19 protein-coding genes and 1 riboswitch are annotated in these 23,188 nt (G+C 60.3%); of the genes, 10 read left to right on the top strand and 9 right to left on the bottom strand.

Features of this window, described 5'->3' with window-relative positions:
* Positions 1-50: 50 nt before the first annotated feature.
* Entirely contained in the window at positions 51-1,148 is a 1,098-nt protein-coding gene (locus J2X43_RS27580; RefSeq protein WP_112387197.1) for a porin, read from the bottom strand.
* Positions 1,149-1,640: 492 nt separating this feature from the next.
* Entirely contained in the window at positions 1,641-3,032 is a 1,392-nt protein-coding gene (gene fumC / locus J2X43_RS27575; RefSeq protein WP_310300175.1) for a class II fumarate hydratase, read from the bottom strand.
* Between the two features lie 392 nt (positions 3,033-3,424).
* Between fumC and J2X43_RS27570 the strand changes: the two genes are divergently transcribed.
* Entirely contained in the window at positions 3,425-5,299 is a 1,875-nt protein-coding gene (locus J2X43_RS27570) for a L,D-transpeptidase family protein (protein WP_310300172.1), read from the top strand.
* A gap of 64 nt (positions 5,300-5,363) precedes the next feature.
* On the opposite strand, the gene J2X43_RS27565 is transcribed toward J2X43_RS27570, so the two are convergent.
* The gene (locus tag J2X43_RS27565; protein WP_310300169.1) at positions 5,364-6,089 is read right to left on the bottom strand and encodes an HAD family hydrolase; all 726 of its coding nucleotides are present in this window, start codon (positions 6,087-6,089) and stop codon (positions 5,364-5,366) included.
* A gap of 177 nt (positions 6,090-6,266) precedes the next feature.
* On the opposite strand from J2X43_RS27565, the gene rpiA reads away from it, so the two are divergent.
* The 3 genes from rpiA (at position 6,267) to gor (ending at position 9,127) form a co-directional block, all read left to right on the top strand.
* Positions 6,267-6,965, top strand: a complete 699-nt coding sequence (gene rpiA / locus J2X43_RS27560) for a ribose-5-phosphate isomerase RpiA (RefSeq protein ID WP_112387201.1) — start codon at positions 6,267-6,269, stop codon at positions 6,963-6,965.
* A 16-nt stretch (positions 6,966-6,981) separates the two neighbouring features.
* Positions 6,982-7,623 carry a DUF2059 domain-containing protein gene (locus tag J2X43_RS27555; protein WP_310300163.1) on the top strand — a complete coding sequence of 214 codons (642 nt, stop codon included), beginning with the start codon at positions 6,982-6,984 and terminating at the stop codon, positions 7,621-7,623.
* A 118-nt stretch (positions 7,624-7,741) separates the two neighbouring features.
* Entirely contained in the window at positions 7,742-9,127 is a 1,386-nt protein-coding gene (gene gor, locus J2X43_RS27550; RefSeq protein ID WP_310300160.1) for a glutathione-disulfide reductase, read from the top strand.
* 3 nt (positions 9,128-9,130) lie between these two features.
* On the opposite strand, the gene J2X43_RS27545 is transcribed toward gor, so the two are convergent.
* Positions 9,131-10,420: a pilus assembly protein TadG-related protein gene (locus J2X43_RS27545; protein WP_310300325.1), complete on the bottom strand. Its 1,290-nt coding sequence runs from the start codon at positions 10,418-10,420 to the stop codon at positions 9,131-9,133.
* 315 nt (positions 10,421-10,735) lie between these two features.
* Between J2X43_RS27545 and J2X43_RS27540 the strand changes: the two genes are divergently transcribed.
* Positions 10,736-12,109 (top strand): class II 3-deoxy-7-phosphoheptulonate synthase, encoded by a 1,374-nt coding sequence (locus J2X43_RS27540; protein WP_112387204.1) that lies wholly within the window; start codon positions 10,736-10,738, stop codon positions 12,107-12,109.
* A 45-nt stretch (positions 12,110-12,154) separates the two neighbouring features.
* On the opposite strand, the gene J2X43_RS27535 is transcribed toward J2X43_RS27540, so the two are convergent.
* Both J2X43_RS27535 and J2X43_RS27530 read right to left on the bottom strand, forming a co-directional pair.
* On the bottom strand, positions 12,155-13,882 hold the full coding sequence (locus J2X43_RS27535) for a pilus assembly protein TadG-related protein (RefSeq protein WP_310300157.1): 1,728 nt from the start codon (positions 13,880-13,882) through the stop codon (positions 12,155-12,157).
* Positions 13,883-14,305 (bottom strand): TadE/TadG family type IV pilus assembly protein, encoded by a 423-nt coding sequence (locus J2X43_RS27530; RefSeq protein ID WP_112387206.1) that lies wholly within the window; start codon positions 14,303-14,305, stop codon positions 13,883-13,885.
* A 300-nt stretch (positions 14,306-14,605) separates the two neighbouring features.
* On the opposite strand from J2X43_RS27530, the gene J2X43_RS27525 reads away from it, so the two are divergent.
* Complete coding sequence (locus J2X43_RS27525) at positions 14,606-15,001, top strand: GFA family protein (protein WP_112539398.1); 396 nt, start codon at positions 14,606-14,608, stop codon at positions 14,999-15,001.
* Here J2X43_RS27525 and J2X43_RS27520 read toward each other — a convergent pair.
* Both J2X43_RS27520 and J2X43_RS27515 read right to left on the bottom strand, forming a co-directional pair.
* Positions 14,998-15,531, bottom strand: a complete 534-nt coding sequence (locus J2X43_RS27520; protein WP_112387207.1) for a DUF1003 domain-containing protein — start codon at positions 15,529-15,531, stop codon at positions 14,998-15,000. The genes J2X43_RS27525 and J2X43_RS27520 overlap by 4 nt on opposite strands.
* Positions 15,532-15,613: 82 nt before the next feature.
* The gene (locus J2X43_RS27515) at positions 15,614-17,503 is read right to left on the bottom strand and encodes an LTA synthase family protein (protein ID WP_310300149.1); all 1,890 of its coding nucleotides are present in this window, start codon (positions 17,501-17,503) and stop codon (positions 15,614-15,616) included.
* A 242-nt stretch (positions 17,504-17,745) separates the two neighbouring features.
* On the opposite strand from J2X43_RS27515, the gene J2X43_RS27510 reads away from it, so the two are divergent.
* From J2X43_RS27510 to bluB, 4 genes are all read left to right on the top strand, one after another.
* Positions 17,746-19,428, top strand: a complete 1,683-nt coding sequence (locus J2X43_RS27510; protein WP_112387209.1) for an NAD+ synthase — start codon at positions 17,746-17,748, stop codon at positions 19,426-19,428.
* Between the two features lie 84 nt (positions 19,429-19,512).
* On the top strand, positions 19,513-20,220 hold the full coding sequence (locus tag J2X43_RS27505) for an NYN domain-containing protein (RefSeq protein WP_310300146.1): 708 nt from the start codon (positions 19,513-19,515) through the stop codon (positions 20,218-20,220).
* A gap of 32 nt (positions 20,221-20,252) precedes the next feature.
* Complete coding sequence (locus J2X43_RS27500) at positions 20,253-21,083, top strand: hypothetical protein (RefSeq protein ID WP_310300143.1); 831 nt, start codon at positions 20,253-20,255, stop codon at positions 21,081-21,083.
* A gap of 17 nt (positions 21,084-21,100) precedes the next feature.
* A riboswitch (cobalamin riboswitch) is annotated at positions 21,101-21,283 on the top strand.
* Positions 21,284-21,325: 42 nt separating this feature from the next.
* Positions 21,326-22,009 (top strand): 5,6-dimethylbenzimidazole synthase, encoded by a 684-nt coding sequence (bluB, locus tag J2X43_RS27495; protein WP_310300140.1) that lies wholly within the window; start codon positions 21,326-21,328, stop codon positions 22,007-22,009.
* Here bluB and J2X43_RS27490 read toward each other — a convergent pair.
* Positions 22,006-23,103 (bottom strand): DUF2865 domain-containing protein, encoded by a 1,098-nt coding sequence (locus tag J2X43_RS27490; RefSeq protein WP_310300137.1) that lies wholly within the window; start codon positions 23,101-23,103, stop codon positions 22,006-22,008. The genes bluB and J2X43_RS27490 overlap by 4 nt on opposite strands.
* Positions 23,104-23,188: the final 85 nt, after the last annotated feature.

Raw genomic sequence — 23,188 nt, 5'->3', positions numbered from 1 at the left:
GCCCGCCCGGCAGAGCCGGACGGGCCTCGATCCGAAGGAGTCAGATCAGATTAGAATGCACGCTGCAGGCGGAAGAAGCCCGTAACGCCGGTGTAGCTTGCGCCAACCGTAGAGGTGTCAGAGTCGTGATCGACGTAGGTGACGGCCAGCTTCGCTGCCAGGTTCTGAACGACCTGATAGTCGAGCGTTACGCCTGCGCGCCACTCGCTACCACCGTCAAATTCCTGCTCGCCAGCCAGGCCGGTGACATCGACATTGCCGGTGTACTGGAAGCCAGGGGTGATCGTGAATTTGTCGGTCGCCTTGATGGCGTACTGGGCTGCAACAGTCCATTCGCCCTTGGTGAAGTAGGCGCTAGGACCGTCAGCCCAGATCGCTGCGATGCCGAGCGTGCCGGGGCCGATGTCGGCGCCGATCTTGCCGCGAACAGCGAAGTTGTCAGCATCGACGTCGTAGCCAGCGAGAACTTCGTAGGTGAAGCTGCCGGCCTTGCCGCCGATTGCAGCGTCGATACCGAGGTCGTTGCCGCCAGTTTCCCAAGCGAAGCCGTTACCGCCGAGTTCTTCGAGCGCGACGCCAGCGTAGAAGCCGTTGGCTTCGTACTGGTAACGGGCCGTGTTGAAGCTCGTGGTGCCGGAGTTGGTGATGTCGAATTCGCCCGAGAAGTCGTTATCCCACCAGTTGACGAACTTACCGACGCGCAGGCCAGCGATGTCGATGTAGGCGGTGTCGAGAACGGTTGCGTTCTGAGCGCCGCTTGGGCTGAGAGCGCCGTCCTTGCTTGCCGGGCCACGATAGTTGGCCTGGTAAACGATAACGCCGGTGAGCGGGCCGTATTCGGTATCGCTCTTGGCAGTGAACTGAACCTGACCGCGGGTACGGACGTTCCAGTCTTCGCCGCCCTTGCCGGTGGCCGGATTGTCGGTGCCGTCGCCAAACGCGAAGTTGACGTCGAAACGGATGTAGCCGTTGATCTTCAGGCAGGTTTCGGTACCCGGGATGTAGAAGTAGCCGGTGCCGTAGGCGTCGCAGACGCGAACGTATTCGACGGCTTCCGGTTCTGCGGCGACGATGGCGTCTGCGGCGTGAGCGCCGGAAACTGCTGCGAGAGCTGCAGCGGAGCCAAGGAGAAGGCTCTTGATGTTCATGGATAACCTCCAATTCAAAGTTTCGATTGGGCTGGGATTTTTTGCCAACGGCATTCCCTTTCCCGGCCCTTGTTTTTGAGAAGAAGGTGGCATGCCCCCAACTTCGAGGCGGTGGGTACAGGGCGAACGAAACGTCAAAATTACAAGTTTGTCACAACGGGTGGTAAAGTATCGATGTTGCGTATTTGTCACGCGTATGTATATATAAACGCCAACGTACAGTAATGTACTGAACTATAGGTAATATATTACATAATCATAATGAATCCTGATGTTGAGTTTATATTTTATAATATATTGTAATTACATTTCGATATTCGAATCTTAATCTTATTTTCCGAAGTCACGGCGTTTTTATACGTCCGTCATGGAGCGGCGCTAGAGGTTCGCCCGGGCAAACCCAAGGCCCGTTTATGCCGGGAAAAACGGCGAAAGGCTCGCGAAGTGACCTCCGCGAGCCTTTCTTGTTCAACAGGCTTTGCTTGCTCGGCCTTACTTCGGTCCGATCATCTGCTCCGGCCGGACGACCGAATCATACTGTTCCGACGTTACCAGCCCGCTGGCGAGCGCTTCTTCCTTCAAGGTCGTGCCGTTCTTGTGAGCCGTCTTGGCGATCTTGGCGGCGTTGTCGTAGCCGATTGTCGGGGCAAGGGCGGTGACCAGCATCAGTGATCGCTCGAGGCCTGCCTTGATGTTGTCTTCGCGGGCTTCGATACCGACGACGCAATTGTCGGTAAAGGAGATCGCGGCATCGCCAAGGAGCTGAACCGATTGCAGGAAGTTATAGGCCATCATCGGATTGTAGACGTTGAGTTCGAAATGGCCCTGGCTGCCGGCGAAGGTGAGGGCGGCATTGTTGCCGAAGACCTGGGCGCAGACCTGGGTCAGCGCTTCGCACTGGGTCGGGTTGACCTTGCCTGGCATGATTGACGAGCCGGGTTCGTTTTCCGGCAGCGCCAGTTCGCCGAGACCGGCGCGCGGGCCGGAGCCGAGGAGGCGGATGTCGTTGGCAATCTTGAAGAGCGCTGCAGCTGCGGCATTGATAGCGCCATGGCTGAAGACCATGCTGTCATGCGATGCCAGCGCCTCGAACTTGTTGGGTGCCGTTACGAAAGGCATATCGGTGATCTTGGCGATCTCCTCGGCAACCGCTTCGGCAAAGCCGACCGGCGCATTGAGGCCGGTGCCCACGGCCGTGCCGCCTTGTGCGAGCTCGCAGAGGCCGGGAAGCGTCATCTCGATCCGCTTGATCGCTGAACCCACCTGTGCAGCATAGCCCGAAAACTCCTGTCCCAGCGTCAGCGGCGTGGCGTCCTGCGTATGCGTGCGGCCGATCTTGATGATGTGATTGAACTCGACCACCTTCATGTCGAGCGCTGCATGCAGATGCTTGAGGGCGGGCAGCAGGTGATGAGCGAGCTGCTCGGCGCAGGCGATATGCATCGCTGTCGGATAGGTGTCGTTCGACGACTGACTCATATTGACGTGATCGTTCGGATGAACAGGCTTCTTCGAGCCCATCACGCCACCCAGCATTTCTATGGCGCGGTTGGAGATCACTTCGTTGGCATTCATGTTCGACTGCGTGCCCGAGCCCGTCTGCCAGACAACGAGCGGGAAGTGGTCATTGAGCTTGCCGTCGATGACCTCCTGCGCCGCCACTGAAATCGCCTTGCCGATCTCAGGGTCGAGCTGGCCGAGTTCGACATTGACGCGCGCGGCTGCCTGCTTGACGATACCGAGTGCGCGGACGATCGACAGCGGCTGCTTTTCCCAGCCGATCTTGAAGTTGCCGAGCGAGCGCTGGGCCTGTGCGCCCCAATAGTGGTCGCTGGCGACTTCGATCGGGCCAAAGGTGTCTGTTTCGGTACGGGTCGTGCTCATCGCAGTGCCTTCCTCTGCTGTCGTCAGGATGGCGTCTTATAGGCCCGGAGCGCCGCCAAGAAAACCGTCTCGCGGCTTAAAATATGAGAGTGATTTTCATGTTTTAGGCCCGGTTGGCGTGGTATTTGGGACACGGCCGGAATTTTATGCGGAACAGCTGAAAAACGGGCTTTGGCGGCGGCGCGAAATTGGGTAAAAAATTAACCAATAATTTCATAATTTTGTGTGAACTGCGGAGCGCCGCCGCGAAGGATCACGTCACGCAAAGTTGAGTCGTCCGGCGCTGGCGGCGCAGGCTGGATTCTGCCAATGGAGCAGTGAGCCAGGCGGTAGAAATCTCGAATGGGCTCGGGCCCACGCCAAGACAGCATGACACTGGGACTGGAAAAAGCATGACATCGTTTTTCAAGGGTGCGGTTTCCGCACTGGCACTTTCCTGCGGCTTTGCGGCACTTGCTGCGCCCGCGCATGCCTATACGCTGATGGACATGATCCGCGGTGACCGGCCGCGCACCCAGAGCACCATCATCGATCCTTCCAATCCCGCGCAGATGCCGGCCATGCAGGCCCCCGTCGACGCGCCGCTGCCGAAGGTGACGTCGCCGACCTATTATACATATAAGCCGGACCCGATGCGTCTGGTGAACACGGCGAAGTTTGCAGACCCGGTCGTAACCGGTGCCGTCGTCGATGCGTCGGCAACGTCGGGCGACCAGTCTGGCGTTCAGCGCCGCTATCTCGCCGATGCCAAGGTTCGCGCCGACGGGAATGTCGCGAAGTCGCTCGAAACCTATTACGGCGACACCAAGAACCCGCTCGTCTGGGTCAGCGGCACGGAAGTGAACGATCGCGCCAAGGCCGCCATGAGCTTCCTGGCAAGCGCCGGTTCCGTCGGTCTCGATCCGGCAGACTACGCCGTCGATCTTCCGGCTGCCGATGCCGCCAATCCTGACTCGACCGTTCGCGACCACGCGCTGACGCAGTTCGAACTTGAGCTGTCGTCGAAGGTTCTGGCCTATGTTCAGGACACGGTGCGCGGTCGTATCGATCCGAACAAGCTGTCGGGTTACCACGATTTCAAGCGCAAGGTCGTCAATCTCGATCCGGTGCTGAAGCTTGCGCGCATGAGCCCAGATGTCGGCTCTTATCTCGCGAGCCGCAGCCCGGATGGGCGTGAATTCGATATCCTGAAGAAGGAGCTTGCCAAGCTGAAGGCCGAAGGCGGCGACCAGGAGCAGATCACCATCTCGCTCAACGGCCTGCTGCGTCCGGGCGACAGCTCGCCGGAGATCGCCAATATCGTCAAGGCGGTCGGCAAACATGGTTCGGAAGCACTGAAGACCCAGCATGCCGCGATGCTCGCTGCCTATACCGGCGGTTCGGAGTATTCGCCCGAGGTGGTGTCACTGGTCGAGGACTTCCAGAAGGAGCATGGCCTGAAGCCTGATGGTGTCATCGGTCAGGCGACCGTCCGCGTCATGACCGGCGGCGACAGCAACACGGCGAAGATCAACAAGCTCGTCGTCGCGATGGAGCAGGCCCGCTGGCTGCCGGAAGATCTCGGCTCGCGTTACGTGATGATCAACCAGCCTGCTTTCATGGTCTATTACCACAACGACAACAAGGAACAGCTGTCGATGCGCGTGGTCGTCGGCCAGCCGACGCATCAGACCAATTTCTTCGAAGATGAGATCCAAACCGTCGAGTTCAATCCGTTCTGGGGCGTGCCGCAGTCGATCATCATCAACGAGATGCTGCCGAAGCTGCGCGCCGATCCGAACTATCTCGACCGCATGGGCTATGAAGTCGCCGTCAACGGCCGTGCCGTTCCGTCTTCGAGTGTCGACTGGTACGGTTCGACCGCCAACGTTTCCGTGCGCCAGCCACCGAGCGGTGACAATGCGCTCGGCGAACTGAAAATTCTGTTCCCGAACTCGCATGCGATCTACATGCACGACACGCCGCAGCGGAGCTTCTTCAAGCGTGATATGCGCGCGTTGAGCCATGGCTGTGTGCGTCTTGCCGATCCGCGGGCGATGGCGGCTGCCGTGCTGAACACGACGGTCGATGATGTCGCCAAGCAGATCGCCAGTGGCCAGAACAAGGCTGTTTCGGTGCCGCAGCGGATCCCGATCTATATCGCCTACTTCACGGCCTGGCCGAACAAGGACGGCAATGTTGAATATTTCAACGACGTCTATGATCGCGATACCTACACGATGAAGGCCTTCGACATCACCAGTAAGGCGCGCGGCGCTCAGATTTGAGCGTTTTAATAGTCATGAAAAAGGCGGCCGGTGGCCGCCTTTTTTGTTTGCCATGCTGGCGGGCTCAGGCGGTCTGTACGGCCTTGTTGCCTGCCGCATAATCGCGGATCAGCGCGTTGGCGAAATCGGGCGTCAGTTCATCGAAATGCTGGATGATGCGGGTGGGTTCCAGGCTCTCGATCGGCACGTCGGAATAGCCGAATGGGACGCCGATAGAGGCGACCGAGGCGTTCTTGGCAACGGCGATATCGTTAAAACTATCGCCGACCATGATGCTCCGCTTAGGCGTGCCGCCGGCCTTTTCGATCGTACCGAGGAGATGGCGGGCATCGGGCTTTCGGACCGGAAAGGTATCGCCGCCGGTGATCACGTCGAAATAGTGGGTCAGCTCAAGCTTTTCGAGCAGCGTGCGCGCCAGCGATTCCAGCTTGTTGGTGCAGACTGCCAGCTTGAAGCCGCTGGTCTTCAGGTTGTCCATCGCGGCAACTAGGCCCGGATAGGGCTTGGTCTGGCCGGGCATCGTTTCGGTATAATGCGCGATGAAGCGCTCCAGCAGCACCGGCGCCTCGCTTTCGGTCAGCGGGTGACCGCGTAGCTTGCAGGCGCGCTCGATCATCACCTTGGCGCCGTGACCGACGAGATGGGTCAGGTTGTCATAGCTGACCGGCCCGAGGCCGATCGAGCCGATCGAGTGATTGAGGCTCTCGATGAGATCGGCATGGGTATCGAGAAGCGTGCCATCGAGATCGAATACGACAAGGGCAGGGGTCAAGGTCTGTTGCCTCTTCATGAAAATGGGTCGGTCCGGAGTAGGCGAAGGGCGGTGAAAAAGCAACGTCAAGACTAGCCTGTTTCGGGCCCGCCGCGATGCTTTTGCTTTTCAGTTTGCTTCGGTTATTTTGACTTTCGTTTGGCATGCGAGCCGTGTTAACAGCACATCCAACGAAACAATCGGAGTAAGCGGCGCATGGATGCCCGCGAGATGAAGATCAAGGCTGCCGCGGTTGCGCTGACCCATGTGGAGAGCGGCATGCGCCTCGGTATCGGCACGGGGAGCACGGCTGAAGAGTTCGTGCGGCTGCTGGCGGAGAAGGTCGCAGGCGGCTTCAAGATCGAGGGCGTTCCGACATCCGAACGCACGGCGCGGCTTTGCGTCGAACTCGGCGTACCCCTGAAATCGCTCGATGAATTGCCGGAACTCGATCTGACCATCGATGGCGCCGACGAGGTGGATGGCGCGCTGCGTCTGATCAAGGGTGGTGGCGGTGCGCTGCTGCGTGAAAAGATCGTCGCCGCAGCATCCGGACGGATGATCGTCATTGCAGACGAAAGCAAGCTGGTCGAGACGCTCGGCCAGTTTCCGCTGCCGATCGAAGTCAATCCGTTCGGTCTGGTTTCGACCCGGATTACGATCGAGAAGGTCGCCGCGAAGCTTGGCCTCAGCGGCAGTCTTGCGATCCGCCGATCGGGTGACGGAGATTTTACCACGGATGGCGGCCACCACATTATCGATGCATCATTTGGCCGCATTCCTGATGCAGAGGCGCTTTCGAGCGAGCTGAATTCAATACCCGGTGTCGTTGAACACGGGCTTTTTCTCAATATGGCGGCACTTGCGATCATTGCTGGTCCATCCGGTGCCCGCACGCTGCAAGCGAACAGATAACAGGAGCATTGAACTCATGAAGACATTTGCAGGTCTTGGCCGCATCGCCGCTGCGACCGTAATTCTCTCCAGCTTCGCTTTCGGTACTGCCGTCAAGGCTCAGGAAGTCACGGAAGCGCAACTGAAGGCAGCACGCGCGGCAATCGCTGCGATCGGCGCCACCGCTCAGTTCGACAACATCCTGCCGGGTCTGGCAGAGCGCCTCAAGGCCGGCCTGATCCAGGACTCGCCGAACTACGAAGACCAGATTTCGCAGACGGTCGATGCGACCGCTCTCGCCCTGGCGCCGCGCCGCGCTGACCTCGAAAAGGAAGCTGCGACCAACTATGCCAAGGCTTTCACCGTTGAAGAGCTGAAGGCGATTGCCGATTTCTACGGCTCCGACGTCGGCAAGAAGCTGCTCAAGGACGGCCCGATTGCTTCGCGCGAGACCAACCGTGCGGCCGATATCTGGGCTCAGGGCATTGCCCGCGACCTGCAGAAGAATGCCAGCGACGAACTTGGCAAGATCATTAAGGTCGAGCCGGTTCAGCTCGACACGCCGGCAGCACCGGCCGATGCTTCCGCCGCTCCGGCGCAGGCGCCCGCCAAGGCTCCGGCAAAGGCACCTGCCAAGGCTCCGGCTGCTCCGGCCCTCAACCTGCAGACCCCGCAATAAGCGGTTTCACGATTACCATGACGAAAGCCCGGCTCGCGCCGGGCTTTTGTTTTCGTGGCCACCGATACTATATGCTTTGTCAGCCTTCCCTCCCGATTCCCAACCGGAGCATTTCCTCATGTCTGCATATGATTACGACCTCTTCGTCATTGGCGGCGGTTCGGGAGGCGTAAGAAGCGCGCGCGTGGCGGCTTCGCTCGGCAAGAAGGTGGCGATCGCGGAGGAGTATCGTTACGGCGGCACCTGCGTCATCCGCGGCTGCGTGCCGAAGAAGCTGTTTGTCTATGCTTCTCAGTATCATGAGCATTTCGAGGATGCGGCTGGCTTCGGCTGGACCGTTGGTGAAACCAGCTTCGACTGGAAGAAGCTGATCGCGGCCAAGGATGCCGAGATTTCACGGCTGGAAGGGCTCTACAAGAAGGGACTTTCCACCGCCAACGCGGAGATTCTGGAGACCCGCGCCGAGCTTGTCGACAATCATACCATTCGGCTCATCAACACCGGCAAGACGGTGACGGCCAAGACGATCGTGATCGCCACTGGCGGCAAGCCGAATGCGCATGCAGCGCTTCCCGGCCACGAGCTCTGCATCTCGTCCAACGAAGCCTTCGATCTTGAAGTGCTGCCGAAATCGATCGTCATTGCCGGCGGCGGCTATATTGCCGTCGAGTTCGCCAATGTCTTCCATGGCCTCGGTGTCGAGACGACGCTGATCTATCGCGGCGCGGAGATCCTCTCGCGCTTCGACCACGATCTGCGCCGCGGCCTGCACGAAGCGATGACGGCCAAGGGCATTCGCATTCTTTGCCACGATCTGATCGAGAAGGTCTCCAAGGGCAGTGAAGGCCTCGTTGTCGAGACCAAGAACAACGGCACGCTGAACGCCGGTGTCGTCATGCTGGCGCTTGGCCGCGATCCGAATACCGATGGCCTCGGGCTTCAGGCAGCGGGCGTGAAGACCAACGAGCGGGGCGCGATCGTCGTCGACGATTATTCGCGCACCAGCGTCGATAACATCTACGCGCTCGGCGATGTCACCGACAAGGTACAGCTGACGCCGGTCGCCATCCACGAAGCGATGTGCTTCATCGAGACCGAGTACAAGAACAACCCGACCAAACCGGATCACGATCTGATCGCCACGGCGGTGTTCTCGCAGCCGGAGATCGGCACTGTCGGTTTGACGGAAGAAGCGGCTGCGAAGAAATACCGCGAGATCGAGGTCTATCGCGCCCAGTTCCGGCCGCTGAAGGCAACGCTGTCAGGCCGTGGCGAGAAGATGCTGATGAAGCTGATCGTCGATACCGCCAGCCGCAAGGTGATTGGTGCGCATATTCTCGGCCATGATGCCGGGGAGATGGCGCAGATCCTCGGCATTACGTTGAAGGCGGGTTGCACCAAGGACGATTTCGATCGCACCATGGCTGTTCATCCGACCGCCGCCGAAGAACTCGTCACCATGTATGCGCCGAGCTATCGCATCGTCGACGGCCAGAAGGTCTGATCGTCAGCTGGTGATGCGCGGCATGCGGATGACCTTGAGGAACAGGGCGTTCATCGCCTGAGCGATACCGTCGGTCGGCGTCACTTCGAAATAGAGCCCGGGCGAGGCGCATTCTGCCATCTTGGTCGGGATCTGGCTCTGGAAGGGCTTGATCCAGCTATTGTACCAGCTGTTGTTGGGAAGCGGCAGGTAGGTCTTATAGAGGACCGCGATCTTGATGCCCTTGTCCTTCAGCGGCTTGCAGAAGGATGTGTCGATCGGCTCTTGGCAGCGTCCGCCTGTCGTCGCCTTGGTGCAGGTTGACGGCTTGTAGCTGTCGCCGACACCATCAGATACGAAGAACAGGATCTTCTGCGGCTGGGTCTGGCTGTTGCCGTCACCCTGATTGCCGATGATCGTCTTCATCTGTGTCAGGGCGTTGTCGAAGCTGGTCTGCTGGTCGTTGTTGTATCCCTGAAAAGGGATCGACATCAGATCGACGGCATTCGTGTAGTTCGCCACCTTGTCGAGATCGGTGATCGGGTCGGAAATCGTCGTCAGGTTGGCATCCTGCGCGCGCTTGCCGAAGGTATAGACGCCCATGGCGAACTGGTTATCGGTGACGCGCTGGACTTTCGCTGTCTGCGTCAGTTGCTGTGTTGCCTGGCGCACGACGTCGATGCGCAGGGTGACGTTGTTCTTCTTGGCGAGATTGTAATAGCTGTTCGGGTCTTCGACGCCGGCGTCAGAAACGACGTGGCAGGCGAAGGCACAGGTATCCGACGTCTTCTTTTCCATTGTCGCGACATCGGTCGGCGTCGCGCCGACGCCCATGGACGGCGTGTTATCGAGCAGGATGTAGAAATTCATGAAGGCGGCGGTCTGGAAGACGGCATTTGCCGTGCCGTCGATCTGGATGCTGTTCCGGCCGAAGATCTGCATGAAGGTCGTCGGAATGCTGGCGCTGAACGACACCTGGGAATTCAGCTGATTGGCGACCTTGTTGACCTGAACGTCGAGGCTGACGTCGCTTGCCTTCAGTTCTCCCTGCATCTGGGCAAGGAAGATGCTGCGCGCATCCGCCAGTCCGGTCGAAAGCGGGCCATCGCCACTCGTCATCGCCTGTGTGACCGCGCTGGACTGCTGCGAGATGGAGCCGACAGCTGCGGCGTCTGCCGCAGCATAAAGCTGTGTCCGCAGACTCATCGCATGGCCGAAATCGATCGCCATGCCGGCCGAGCCGATCAGCGGCACGGCGAGTAGGGCAGTCAGCAAACCGAAGTTTCCGGAACGGTCGGCGAGCAAACGGCGCATGGTCATCGGCGTCGAAATCCCTGTCTCGGCCGCTCGCCTGCATTTTCAGGAAAGGCACCAGTGCGGCCCATTAATATTGAAGGGTGTTGTAACAGCGAAAGCTAAATCGTCAGCAAAACGACGTGGTATAGTTTGTCTTAATGGCGGGGATTGAAGTGCGGGCGCGGCGTTCCTTTATATGCAGGAAAAACGTCGCCTTTTGCCCTTGAAAGTGTCCGAAACGCCGCTAGGCAAGCCGGGCCTAAAGGTTTATAAGCCGCCGTTATTCTTCAAGGACGATGCCCGGCGTTATCCGGTGTAGCAAAGGTGAGTAAGATGGCACAGACTTGGACCCCGAACAGTTGGCGGCAAAAACCGATCCAGCAGGTTCCGGAATATCCGGACCAGGCCGCTCTGGCGGCAACGGAAGCCACGCTTGCCACCTATCCGCCGCTGGTTTTTGCCGGTGAGGCACGCCGCCTCAAGAAGCAGCTCGCCAGCGTTGCCAATGGCGACGCATTCCTGCTTCAGGGTGGCGACTGCGCCGAAAGCTTCGCCGAACATGGCGCTGACAATATCCGCGACTTCTTCCGCGCCTTCCTGCAGATGGCCGTGGTCCTGACCTATGGCGCGCAGCTTCCTGTCGTCAAGGTTGGCCGCATCGCCGGTCAGTTCGCCAAGCCGCGTTCGTCGAACATCGAAACGATGAACGGCGTGTCGCTGCCGAGCTACCGCGGTGATGTCATCAACGGTATCGAATTCACGGAAGAAGCCCGCATTCCGAACCCGGAGCGCCAGCTCGATGCGTACCGTCAGTCGGCGGCAACGCTGAACCTTTTGCGCGCCTTCGCGATGGGTGGCTACGCCAACCTCGAAAACGTTCACAAGTGGATGCTCGGCTTCATCAAGGACAGCCCGCAGGCGGATCGTTACCGCAAGCTGGCCGACCGTATTTCCGAAACCATGGACTTCATGAAGGCGATCGGTATCACTGCCGAGAACCAGCCGAGCCTGCGCGAGACCGATTTCTTCACCAGCCATGAAGCGCTGCTTCTCGGCTACGAGGAGGCGTTGACCCGCGTCGATTCGACCTCGGGCGACTGGTATGCGACGTCGGGCCATATGCTCTGGATCGGCGACCGCACACGTCAGCTCGACCATGCGCATGTTGAATATTTCCGCGGCATCAAGAACCCGATCGGTCTGAAGTGCGGCCCGTCGCTGACGCCGGACAACCTGATCGAGCTGATCGATGCGCTGAACCCGGCCAACGAAGCCGGCCGCCTGACGCTGATCTGCCGCTTCGGCCACGACAAGGTTGCCGACAGCCTGCCGAAGCTGATCCGCGCCGTCGAGAAGGAAGGCAAGAAGGTCGTTTGGTCCTGCGATCCCATGCATGGCAACACGATCACGCTCAACCACTACAAGACGCGTCCGTTCGAACGGATCCTGTCGGAGGTCGAGAGCTTCTTCCAGATCCATCGCGCCGAAGGCACGCATCCGGGCGGTATCCATATCGAGATGACCGGCAAGGACGTCACGGAATGCACCGGTGGCGCCCGCGCCGTGACGGCGGACTCGCTGTCCGACCGCTACCACACGCATTGCGACCCGCGTCTCAATGCCGACCAGGCCCTCGAGCTTGCCTTCCTGCTTGCCGAGCGCATGAAGGGCGGCCGCGACGAGAAGCGGCTGGCCGTCAGCGCCTGAGTGCAAATGATCTGAATTGGAAAAGCCCCGCGATGCGGGGCTTTTTTATTGGACGAGAACCGATTGCTGGCAGCGCGCATCGGTGACGCGGATATCGGCTTCGCCGATCTTGATGCCGAGCATCATCAGCGTGTTGTAAAGCAGCTCGTCGAGCGGCTTTGTCAGCCCCGTCAGGGTCTGTGCCACGGCCGCGGTCACCGCTTTGGGTGTGCCGAGCGTCAGGGTCAGCAGCTGCACCTCGATATCGGTGTTGCCGAGCAGGCTCTGAACCGTTGAGGTCAGGCTATCCTTCGTCGAAATGTTCTTGACCGTCTTTGCCGCGATGTCGGCTGGCTGGAAGGTCAGCTTGCTCTTGTCGAGGTTGGTGACATTCACGTCGGCCATAGCGCTTGCTTTCAGAAGTCCGAAGACATCGAGAAGCGTGGCGCGATTGACGCGCGGCTTGCTGCCGAAATTCGCGAATGCCGTCGTATCGACATCGCCGAGCGCGATCTCGGCAACACCAGGCACGGCTTCGACGCCGACGCTGGTATTCTTGGCGCCGCCGCCAAGGCAGGTGATATTGGAAAGCCTGGCTTCCGCATAGGCCACCTCGACATAGAGCGGCACGCGAAGTTTCAGGCCGCCGAGCAAGCCGAGACCCGGCACGCTGGTTTCGATCGCCAGACGGATTTGAGGGGTGCGTACGGCGGAACCTGCAGAGCCCACAGCTGTCGCCGCATAGCCGACCGGCCGCTCGCCGACGGCGACACTGAGCTTGACGTTCAGCAGACCGGGAACGGTGCTGTTGACGTTGGCCGCTACCTGCTTCTTCTGGTTGGCGGCGAGAGCGGTCGCCGAGATCAGCTCCATCGCCGTGGCATCGACCTGCAGATGCGAACCGCTGCCGATGGCGCGTTCGCCGGTGGAGCCGAGATTGAGGATGTCTTCAAGCTTCACCTTGAGCTGGGTGGAGCCGAGACCCTTCTCCAGCGCGGTGATCGTCTTGTTGACTGCCGCCGGCAGGCCGGGCGTCTTGCCAAGCGTGTTCAGCAGGCGCGGATAGGAGATATCGGTCGCCAGCAACTCGTCATAGGTGGCGGCGTTGGCGTTGAGATTGGTCGCCAGGAGATCGAGATAGGAGAGCAGGTTGATGTCGGTCGAAGCAAGGCCTTCGTAATCGACCGCTTTCAGCGAGACAGTGGTGCCGAGGAGGGCGCTGAGCAGGGCGTTCAGCACGCCGTCGTTGACGCTTGCCAGACGCGAGCCGACGGAAAAGGCTGCGACTTTTGCGGCCGACGCGGTACCGGTGGCACTCAGTGTCGGGGCACTGGCGAAGATATTGGCGAAGGTCAATTCACCCTTCTGCGATACTGCAACTTTTACGGCATCGTAGGGCTGCTTTCCGGACACGAAGCGCTGATCGGGGGCAACGGTTTCGTCGGCGAGATAGGCGCCCAGCGAATAGCTGACGACAGCCTGGAATTGTGACGTATCCGAGCCCGTCGGTAGTGATCCCTTGCCGGTCAGGTAACCGTTCTCGGTAAGCACCGCCACGTTGATCCCGTTCTCTGTGAAATTGGCAAGAATTTGGTCGGCGGCACGGTTGATGTCCGACGCAGCGGCAATGGCGCCTATGTCGCTCATCTGCTGCAGCCGGCGCTGCTGCAGCGTCAGCATGCCGTAGTCGACCCCGAGGCCAAGGGAGTAGATGATGAGGGGCGCGCAGAGAGCGGCACTGATGGCAATGTTGCCGCGCTTGTCACGGCAAAGCCTGAAAGCATTCAATGTCATTCAGATGCCTCCCATCCGGATCGTCGCGAAGCGCTTGATGGTATGGTCCGGAAGCGGAAAAGTGTATAAATTCCATATGGGTAGATTGGCGGAATCATATTCCGTCGTCACCGTGAACTGGTTGACGTTGCCGGGATCCGTGGTCACGGTAACGTGGATCTTGTCCTTCTGCAGCAAAGGATGATTGATCGTCGAAGCGGTGATGAAATTGTCGACCAGCGTTTCGCGCTCCTTGGCGGAAATGCCGGCGACAGCCGTCCGAGCGGCGTCGGCGGTGATCTGCTGGACGGAATGGGCGGCGGTCAGGTAGATCGCGTAGGCGATCAGCGTCAACATCACGAGCAGGAACAGCGGAGCGATGATCGCAAATTCAATCGCGGCGGCTCCCTTGTCGTTCGAACGGAAACGGCGAAACACTGTCATACTGCGCCTCATGCGAGCTTTGTAAGCTGTGTTCTGTATAGGCCTGAAACTATTAATTTTGGATTATCTAATAAAAGTAATGCGTGTGTTTTGGTGCGGCAAGATGACCTATTTCGGGAAGGCCCTCCTGTCTTTCTATGCAACTCCCGATGGCTTTCGGCCGGAGAGGGCCTGACTCGACCAGTGCGGGGCGGTCTTTCAAACCATCAAAAACACTGAGCTTTTCCATCAACAGATTGGATTTGACCCCTTCGCCGTCTGCCGTCAGTTTCCGCAGGAGTTCAAATGGAGACGGCGGCAATGAGCGGAGACTATGCTGGAGGATGCGCCTGTGGCGCCGTGCGGTTTCGGGGCACTGGCAAGCCGGGGCCCGTCGTTGCCTGCCATTGCTCGCAGTGCCGGCGGCAGACGGGGCTGTACTTTACCTCAACCGATGTCCCGCTTGAGGGGCTTGTCATTGACGGCCGGGAGGCTTTGCACTGGTATCAGTCGAGCGATGCGGCAGAGCGCGGCTTCTGCCGCAATTGCGGATCGGGGCTGTTCTGGCAGCGCACCGGTGCTGATACGGTCTCGATCCTTGCCGGTGCCTTCGATCAGCCGAGCGGGCTGTCCATCGGCTACCATATCTACTGCGCCGACAAGGCCGATTTCTACGAGATCAACGACGGCCTGCCGCAATATCCCGAAAGTGCCTAGATGCGTTTGGCGTCGAGCGCGGCACTGAGCCTTGCGACGTCCTCGCGCAAAGAGGTCAGCTCGGTCAGCACGCGCATGTCGATCTTCTGGTGCAGCGCCAGCACTTCCAGCTCGGCCTTCAGGTTCACCTCGTAATCCTTGGCTGCCTCCAGCCGGTCACGCTCGGCCTGGCGGTTCTGCGACATCATGATGATCGGTGCCTGGATGGCGGCGAGCATCGAGAGGATGAGATTGAGGAAGACGAAGGGGTAGGGGTCGAAGGCGCCCGTCGCCAGGATGATGGTGTTGATGACAGTCCAGATCACCAGGAAGGCCAGAAAGGTCAGGATGAAGGACCAGGAGCCGCCGACGCGGGCGATGCCATCTGCAATGCGCTGGCCGAAGGACGACTCGGCCGAAAGGACGGCGTTGACGTTGGTGGAGATGATCTTCCGTTCATGCGCCTTCTGCAGCACGCGCTTCTCGATGTCGCCGAGTTCGTCGGCACTCTTGCCGAAATGCGTGTGGATGAAATTGGGGAGGTTATACATGCGAGGCTCCGATGCTGTATCGCGTCGGAGCCAGTATTCCCGCTGATGGCCTGAATGCAATGCGAATTAGTGTCTTAGCTGCTCAGTAGCTGGCTTCGTTGACCATCACATGCTGCGGGAAGAAGCGGTTGAGCGTCTGCGCCTTGCCGAACATGACGTCGTGCTGCAGGTAGCGGTAATCGCGCACCAAGGGATCGAGCTTCTTCGGATCGAGCACCCAGTCCGGCGTCACCTCGTTCTTGCGCGTTGCCAGCTGGTAGCGGTCGATGATGTCGTATTTCTTCTGCACCCGGCCGAGGAAGCCGGTGTAATAGGGATGCTCGAAGCCGGCGAACTTCAGGAGATTGTAGGAGATCAGCGACGGGCTGATGGTGCCGACATCCTGCTTGACGCCCTTCTTGTTCGACCAGATCACCAGCGGCGTCTCGTGCTGCTGCTTCATCACGTCGAGCGGCGCCTTGCGGGTGGCGACCTGGTCCGGCATGTAGCCGGCGCTCATATAGACATTGCCGAGCGGCGGCAGGTGGTCGCCCCAGAGCACGATGATCGTCTCGCGGTCGCGGTGCGAGGCCCAGTCCATCAGCATCTTCAGGCTGTCGTCGGCTTCCTTAACGCCCTGCGTATAGGTCGCGAGCGTTGCGCGGTCGGCTTCCGGGATGTCGCCCTGGATGTCGATCGAGTTATGGGCGTAACGGTTGGCCTCGTAGGGGCCATGTCCCTGCAGGGTGACAGCGAAGAAGAAGAACGGCTTATCCAGTCCGTCGCCCTCGCGCATGATTTCCTTCATCAGCGAGTCGTCGGAGGCAAAGATGCCGCGCTTTTCCATCGGCGGCAGGGTTTCCTCGGTGCGGAACTCCTCGAAGCCGAAATCCTTGTAGACCTCGTTGCGGTTCCAGAACCAGCCGCTGAAAGGATGGAGCGCGCGCGCCGTATAGCCTTCGCCGCGGAAGAAGGTCGCAAGCGAGGGGACGTCGCGGCGGATATATTGCTGATAGGGAATGCTGCCATAGGGCAGGAAGGCATTGGAGAACCCCGTCAGCGCCTCGAACTCGACATTGGCGGTCATGCCGCCGAATTCGGGCGAGAAGACATAGCCGGACTGGGAGGCGCGGATCGTCGGCATCGGGTCGGCGCTGAAGTTCAGCTTCTTCAGCCGCGTCGGATCCCAGAAGGATTCGCTCATCAGCATGATGACATCCGGCTTTTCACGCGGACCGGCGAGATAGCCGTAATTGCGGGCCGGTATCGCATCGAGCGCTTCGGCGTTGAGACCGGCAGGGGCTGCCACATCGGCCATCGGCACATTGAAGATGAAGGCCAGGATGAAGCCGTTGCTGCGATAGTTTTCCTTCTGGTCCCACATCATCGGCACGACCTGCAGGCGGTCGCGGATATAGGAATATTGCGAATAGTCCATCAGCGAACCGAAGGCGGCGATCACCGGCAGGCCGAGGCAAAGGCGGCGCAGGCGCGCCTGGTTCGACAGCTTCGGAAAGGTGCGCCAGGCATAGCGCCAGCCGAACACCATGCCGGCGGCCAGCAGTGCCAGGCCGACAACGATCGCGATTGCCGTGAACGGCCGGTCGCGCACCATCACCGGCAGCAGTTCCATGATCTGGCGGCCGAAGAGGATGTCCGAGGGATAGAAGGGATCGGACAGGTAATGCTGCTTCTGATTGGAGACGAACGCCGGGATCAAGACAAGCGGAACGAGGATCAGTGCGGAGAGATAGCGGCGGCCGAAGGCGGCATCGAGCGTCAGCATCAGGATGGTCAGCATGACGACGGTGGTCATGCCGGGGCGGGCCGTCGAGGTCAGGAAATCGCCGACATCGGCAAGCGTGCTGCGGGCGATCCATTCGACGGCGATGACGCTGAGAAGTGCCATCGAAAAGGTGAATGCAATGCTGAGGGCGGCTCGGGCGGCGGGAGAGCGGACATTCGCGCCGAGACCAGCAGAAAGCAGCGCCATTCTTCTGGCCTGCGCGGACTTCATGACCAACGCGATCAAGGGCGGACTCCAATGTCATTCCCGCCGTCATCCCGGCGTCATAAAACCTTCACCGAACTGTCACATGCCCGCCATGAACGCTAGATGAACCGTTAATGTTTCCTTGCTTTTCCCGAAGATTTGAATTTTCGTCTGAGCAGACCCGGCGGCTTTTCATGGCAGGACACGTTGCGGGGCGGACGCGCGCGCGCTAAATAGATGACATGACACAGGAAAACGCTCCCTTGAACACGCTCCGGATTGCCGTCGGCCAGCTCAACCCAACGGTTGGCGATGTTGCTGGAAATCTTGCCAAAGCCCGCGAGGCACGCGCCGATGCGGCCCGTCAGGGCGCGGATTTGCTGCTTCTGACCGAGCTGTTCATTTCCGGCTATCCGCCCGAGGATCTGGTGCTGAAACCGGCATTCCTGAAGGCTTGCCTCAAGGCTATCGAGGACCTCGCAGCCGATACCGCGGATGGCGGACCGGGCCTGATCGTCGGCTTCCCGCGGCAGGGCGAGACAGGGCGGCACAATTCCGTCGCGGTGCTCGATGGCGGCAAGATCCTGGTGTTCCGGGACAAGATCGATCTGCCGAATTACGGCGAGTTCGATGAGAAGCGCGTCTTTGCCGAAGGCTCGATGCCGGGGCCGGTGAATTTCCGCGGTGTCAGGATCGGCGTGCCGATTTGCGAGGAGATCTGGAACGATCTCGGCGTCTGCGAGACGCTGGCCGAAAGCGGCGCCGAAATCCTGCTGGTGCCGAATGGTTCACCCTATTACCGCGGCAAGGTGGATGTGCGCCATCAGGTGGCGTTGCGTCAGGTGATCGAAACAGGCCTGCCGCTGATCTTCGCCAACCAGCTCGGCGGCCAGGACGAACTGGTCTTCGACGGTGCGAGCTTTGCCTTCAACGGCGACAAGTCGCTGGCCTTCCAGATGAGCCAGTTCGAACCGGCGCTTGCCGTCACCACCTGGAAGCGCGGCGACAACGGCTGGCGTTGCAGCGAAGGGCCGATGTCGCATATTCCGGAGAAGGAGGAGGCCGATTACCGCGCCTGCCTGCTCGGCTTCCGCGACTACGTCAACAAGAACGGCTTCAAGAATGTCGTGCTTGGCCTCTCCGGCGGCATCGACTCGGCGATCTGTGCGGCAATCGCCGTCGATGCGCTGGGCGAGGAGCGGGTCCGCACCGTCATGCTGCCCTACCGCTACACGTCCGAGGATTCGCTGAAGGACGCTGCCGAATGCGCCAAGGCGCTCGGCTGCCGCTACGACATCGTGCCGATCGAGGCGCCGGTGACGGGCTTCACCTCGGCGCTATCGGACCTCTTCGAAGGCACCGATAGCGGTATCACCGAAGAAAACCTGCAGAGCCGCGCCCGCGGCACGATCCTGATGGCGATTTCTAACAAGTTCGGCTCGATGGTGGTGACCACGGGCAACAAGTCGGAAATGTCGGTCGGCTATGCGACGCTTTACGGCGACATGAACGGCGGCTTCAATCCGATCAAGGACCTCTACAAGATGCAGGTCTATGCGATCTCGCGCTGGCGCAATGCGCATGTGCCGCCGGATGCGCTTGGACCTTCAGGCGTGGTTATCCCGCAGAACATCATCGACAAGGCGCCCTCTGCCGAACTGCGCCCCGATCAGACCGACCAGGATTCGCTGCCGCCTTATCCCGTTCTCGACGACATTCTCGAATGCCTCGTCGAAAAGGAAATGGGCGTCGACGAGATCGTCGCGCGCGGCCACGATGTCGCGACCGTGCACCGGATCGAGCATCTGCTCTATCTCGCTGAGTACAAGCGCCGCCAGTCGGCGCCCGGCGTGAAGATCACCAAGAAGAATTTCGGCCGCGACCGCCGCTATCCGATCACCAACCGTTTTAGGGATCGTGGTTAGCGATCGTTAACCCGATCAACCGAAAGCTGCTGACGGCAGTCTCTTCTCGCGTTTCTATGCTTTGGAAACGCGGGAGGTTTGAGCATGCGGGAAACCAAGGTCGCCGTCTTCATCGATACGGAAAACCTGCCGGCGCGCTGTGCGGGAGAGATCATCAGCATCGCCGGCGGATATGGACGCCTCATCGAGCGCCGGGCTTACGGCGACTTCACGAAAGAGGCGGCGCAGCCGTGGATTGCGGAGGCCGGACGTCAGGCACTCAGCCTGCAGACGGCTGTCAGCTCGCATTCCGGCAAGAACGGCGCGGATATCCTGCTTGCCATCGATGCAATGGAATATCTGGCCGGTTCGGCGACCGATCTTTTCTGCATTGCCAGCAGCGACCGCGATGTCGGCCATCTGGCGATGCGTATCCGCATGCGCGGCAAGCAGGCGATCGGACTGGGTGCACCCAACGCATCGGTGCTGTTGCGCCAGTCCTTCGATGATTTCTTCGAGCTCAATGCCGGTGAGGCGAATCCCGCCTTTGCGTTGCCGAAGGTGATTGCGCTGCAGCCCTCTCCAAATATCCGGCCCTATATCACCCAGGCGCTGCAGGCGGCCAAGCTGCAGGGCGAAGGCTGGCTCGATATCGCTGAACTCGGGACGCTGTTGCGGCAGGTCTATCCGGAGTTCAAGGCGCAGCATTTCGGCGCTCCGAACCTCAGCTCGCTTTTGAAGCGATGCGCCTTTATCGAAACGCAGATGCATGGCACAAACCGCATGCAAATCAGAATGAAGCGGAACGGCTAAGCGCCGGGCCGCAGCAAATGCGGGAGGCATGGATGCGCAGTTCGGTCGAGATCTACAATATCCGCACCGGTCAGAGCCGGGTCGTGTTCCAGACGGAGCAGCTGATCGAGGCGCCGAATTTCTCGCCCGATGGCCGCTACCTGCTGCTGAACGGTGATGGCCTTCTCTATCGCTTGTCACCGGATGGCAAGGGCGGCCTGCAGCAAGTCGATACCGGCTTTGCCACGGCCTGTAACAACGACCATGGCATCTCGCCTGATGGCCGCCACTATGTGATTTCCGACAAGACCGAGCATGGCAAATCCTGCATCTATACGCTACCGTCGGAAGGCGGCGCGCCAAAGCAGATCACCGAAAACCTGCCGTCCTACTGGCATGGCTGGTCGCCCGACGGGAAGGAACTCGCCTATTGCGGCATTCGCGGCGATCTCTTCGATATCTACACGATTTCCGTCGATGGCGGCGCCGAGCGGCGGCTGACGCATGGCGAGGGGCGCAATGACGGGCCTGACTATTCCTTCGACGGCCAGTGGATCTATTTCAATTCCAGCCGTACCGGGCTGATGCAGATTTGGCGCATTCATCCCGATGGGACCGGTTTGGAGCAGGTCACGCATGACAATTACGGCAACTGGTTTGCCCATCCGGCGCCTACCAACGACAAGGTGCTGCTGCTTTCCTACGACCCTGACGTCTTCGATCATCCGCGCGATCTGCATGTGCGGCTGCGGTTGATGGATATGGACGGCGGCAATCTGACGACGCTGTTCGAGCTGTTCGGCGGGCAGGGCACGATCAATGTTCCCTGCTGGTCACCCGATGGTGATGAGTTTGCCTATGTCCGGTATTTCCCGGCTACTTGAAGCTTCTCTGAAAAGCGGGCAAGAGGCATGGGTCAGGTGCCCGCTTGCCGCGGGAGAATCGGGAATCCGGTGCAAGCCCGGAACGTGCCCAACGCTGTAAGGCCGACGCCTGCCGCATCATGCCACTGGTTGACACCGGGAAGGCCGCGGCGGGCGGATGACGCCAAGTCAGAAGACCGGCCTGGCATCATAGACTGATCCCGCGCGGACGGCGGGGCGGTTGCGTTGTTGGGGATTTGACGATGCGGCCCATGAACAAGGATGCGCTTGAAGGCGCGTCCGCCTTTTCCGCTGACGAGCGCGACGCCGTCTACCGGGCGATCATGACCCGGCGCGATGTGCGCGACCAGTTTCTGCCCGATACTGTGCCTCCGGATGTGCTGAGGCGGCTGCTCGAAGCCGCGCATCACGCGCCCTCGGTCGGCTTCATGCAGCCCTGGAATTTTATCGTTGTCGAAGATGCCGGTGTGCGTCAGCGCGTCTGGAACGCCTTCGACAGGGCGAACCGCGACGCGGCCGGGATGTTCGACGGTGAGCGGCAGGCGACATACCGTTCCCTGAAGCTGGAGGGCATCCTCAAGGCGCCGCTCGGCATCTGCATCACCTGCGATCCGTCACGCAGCGGTGACGTCGTGCTGGGGCGCACGCATAATCCGCGGATGGATAGCTATTCAACCGTCTGTGCGGTGCAGAACCTCTGGCTCGCGGCACGGGCCGAAGGCATCGGCGTCGGTTGGGTCAGCATTTTCCATGAGAGCGAACTCAAGGACATTCTCGGCGTGCCCGAGCATGTCGAGATCGTCGCCTGGCTTTGCGTCGGCTATGTCGATGCGCTCTACGGCGAGCCGGAGCTGGCCGTCAAAGGCTGGCGGCAGCGGCTGCCGCTCGACGAGCTGATCTTCCGCGATGGTTGGGGCAAGCGCTAATTCTGCTGCTGCTGTTGCGGCTGCGGACCTGACGTCGCCGGGTTCTTCAGGTCGATACTGCCCTGGTCGCCTGCGAGAAATTGCGGGCCTACCTGGCGGACCTTGCTGTTGCCGGGCTCGTAGGGGCGGTCGGGTACCTGTGCCTGCGGCGCAGCCGGTGCGGGGGCTGCAGTTGTCGGCGGCTTGGTGGTGATTGTCGTGATCGAGCCCTTCGGCGGCGGCGCGCTGACCGTCTGGTTCTTGCGCATCTGTTCGTAATAGGCGGTCAGATTGCAGCTGCAGGAGGATTTCTCGCCGGGCGCCCGGTTCTTGTAGGCGAAGGCGTTTGGCATGGCGCTGTAGCGCGCGCCGGTCGCGGCCGAGATCATGTTGTCCGCGTCGGTGTTGGAGACGTCCTGATAGAAAAGCTCGGTCTCGATGCCCGGGCACATTTTCGAGCAGGTCGAGGCGTCGCGGCTGAAATCGATCGAGGTCGCATTGGTGCTGATCGGGAAGAAGCCGCCGTCGCAGCTGCGCACGCACATGGTGCTGACATGCGACATCATCTCGCCGCGCGGCACGCCATATTGGGTGTTGCCTTCCTCGCCGTTGCCGAGCGGAATGAAGGTATCGCCGCGCATCGCCTGTTCTTCGGTGCTTGGCGCTGGGACATAGGCGCGCTCGTCCGGCTGATAGCCCGGATCGTCGTTGCAGCCGTTATCGTCGAGGGCGGCCATCAGTTCGCGGCGTTCGTTGACACCGCTGCCGCCAGCCTCCCGCAGTTGATTGCGGCGGTCTTGGAGGTAGTGGATGTTGTCGATCATCCGCGATTCCGATTCCTGCAGGTCGCTGCAGTAGCGGTCGTTCTCGCCGCCGATGACGACCATGCTGTCGACACTGCAGCCGTTGCTGCGCAGGTCGTTGCGAAGCTTGCGGAGCTCGAGGTTCTGCTCGGCTATGGCGCTTGCATATTGGCGGATCTCCGGGCCGTTACCGATCACCTGCGGCAGGTCGGCAAGGCGTCCGCGCAGATCTTCGCAGATCGCGCTGGTCTGCGCCGCGGCGGGCGCGGCAGCAGCGAGAAAGAGAGCAAGGGTCAGGCTTCGGCGTTTCACGGTATCATCCCGCAGCATAGTAAACCGGAAGCGGCAGAGCATTTGCCGCATCCGTTCTGTCTAACTGCCTTCCGTTAACAAGCTA

This window comes from Rhizobium sp. BE258 (assembly GCF_031457345.1).
Lineage (GTDB): Bacteria > Pseudomonadota > Alphaproteobacteria > Rhizobiales > Rhizobiaceae > Rhizobium.
Note: the sequence above shows the minus strand (reverse complement) of the source record. Positions and strands in the feature narration are given on the sequence as shown.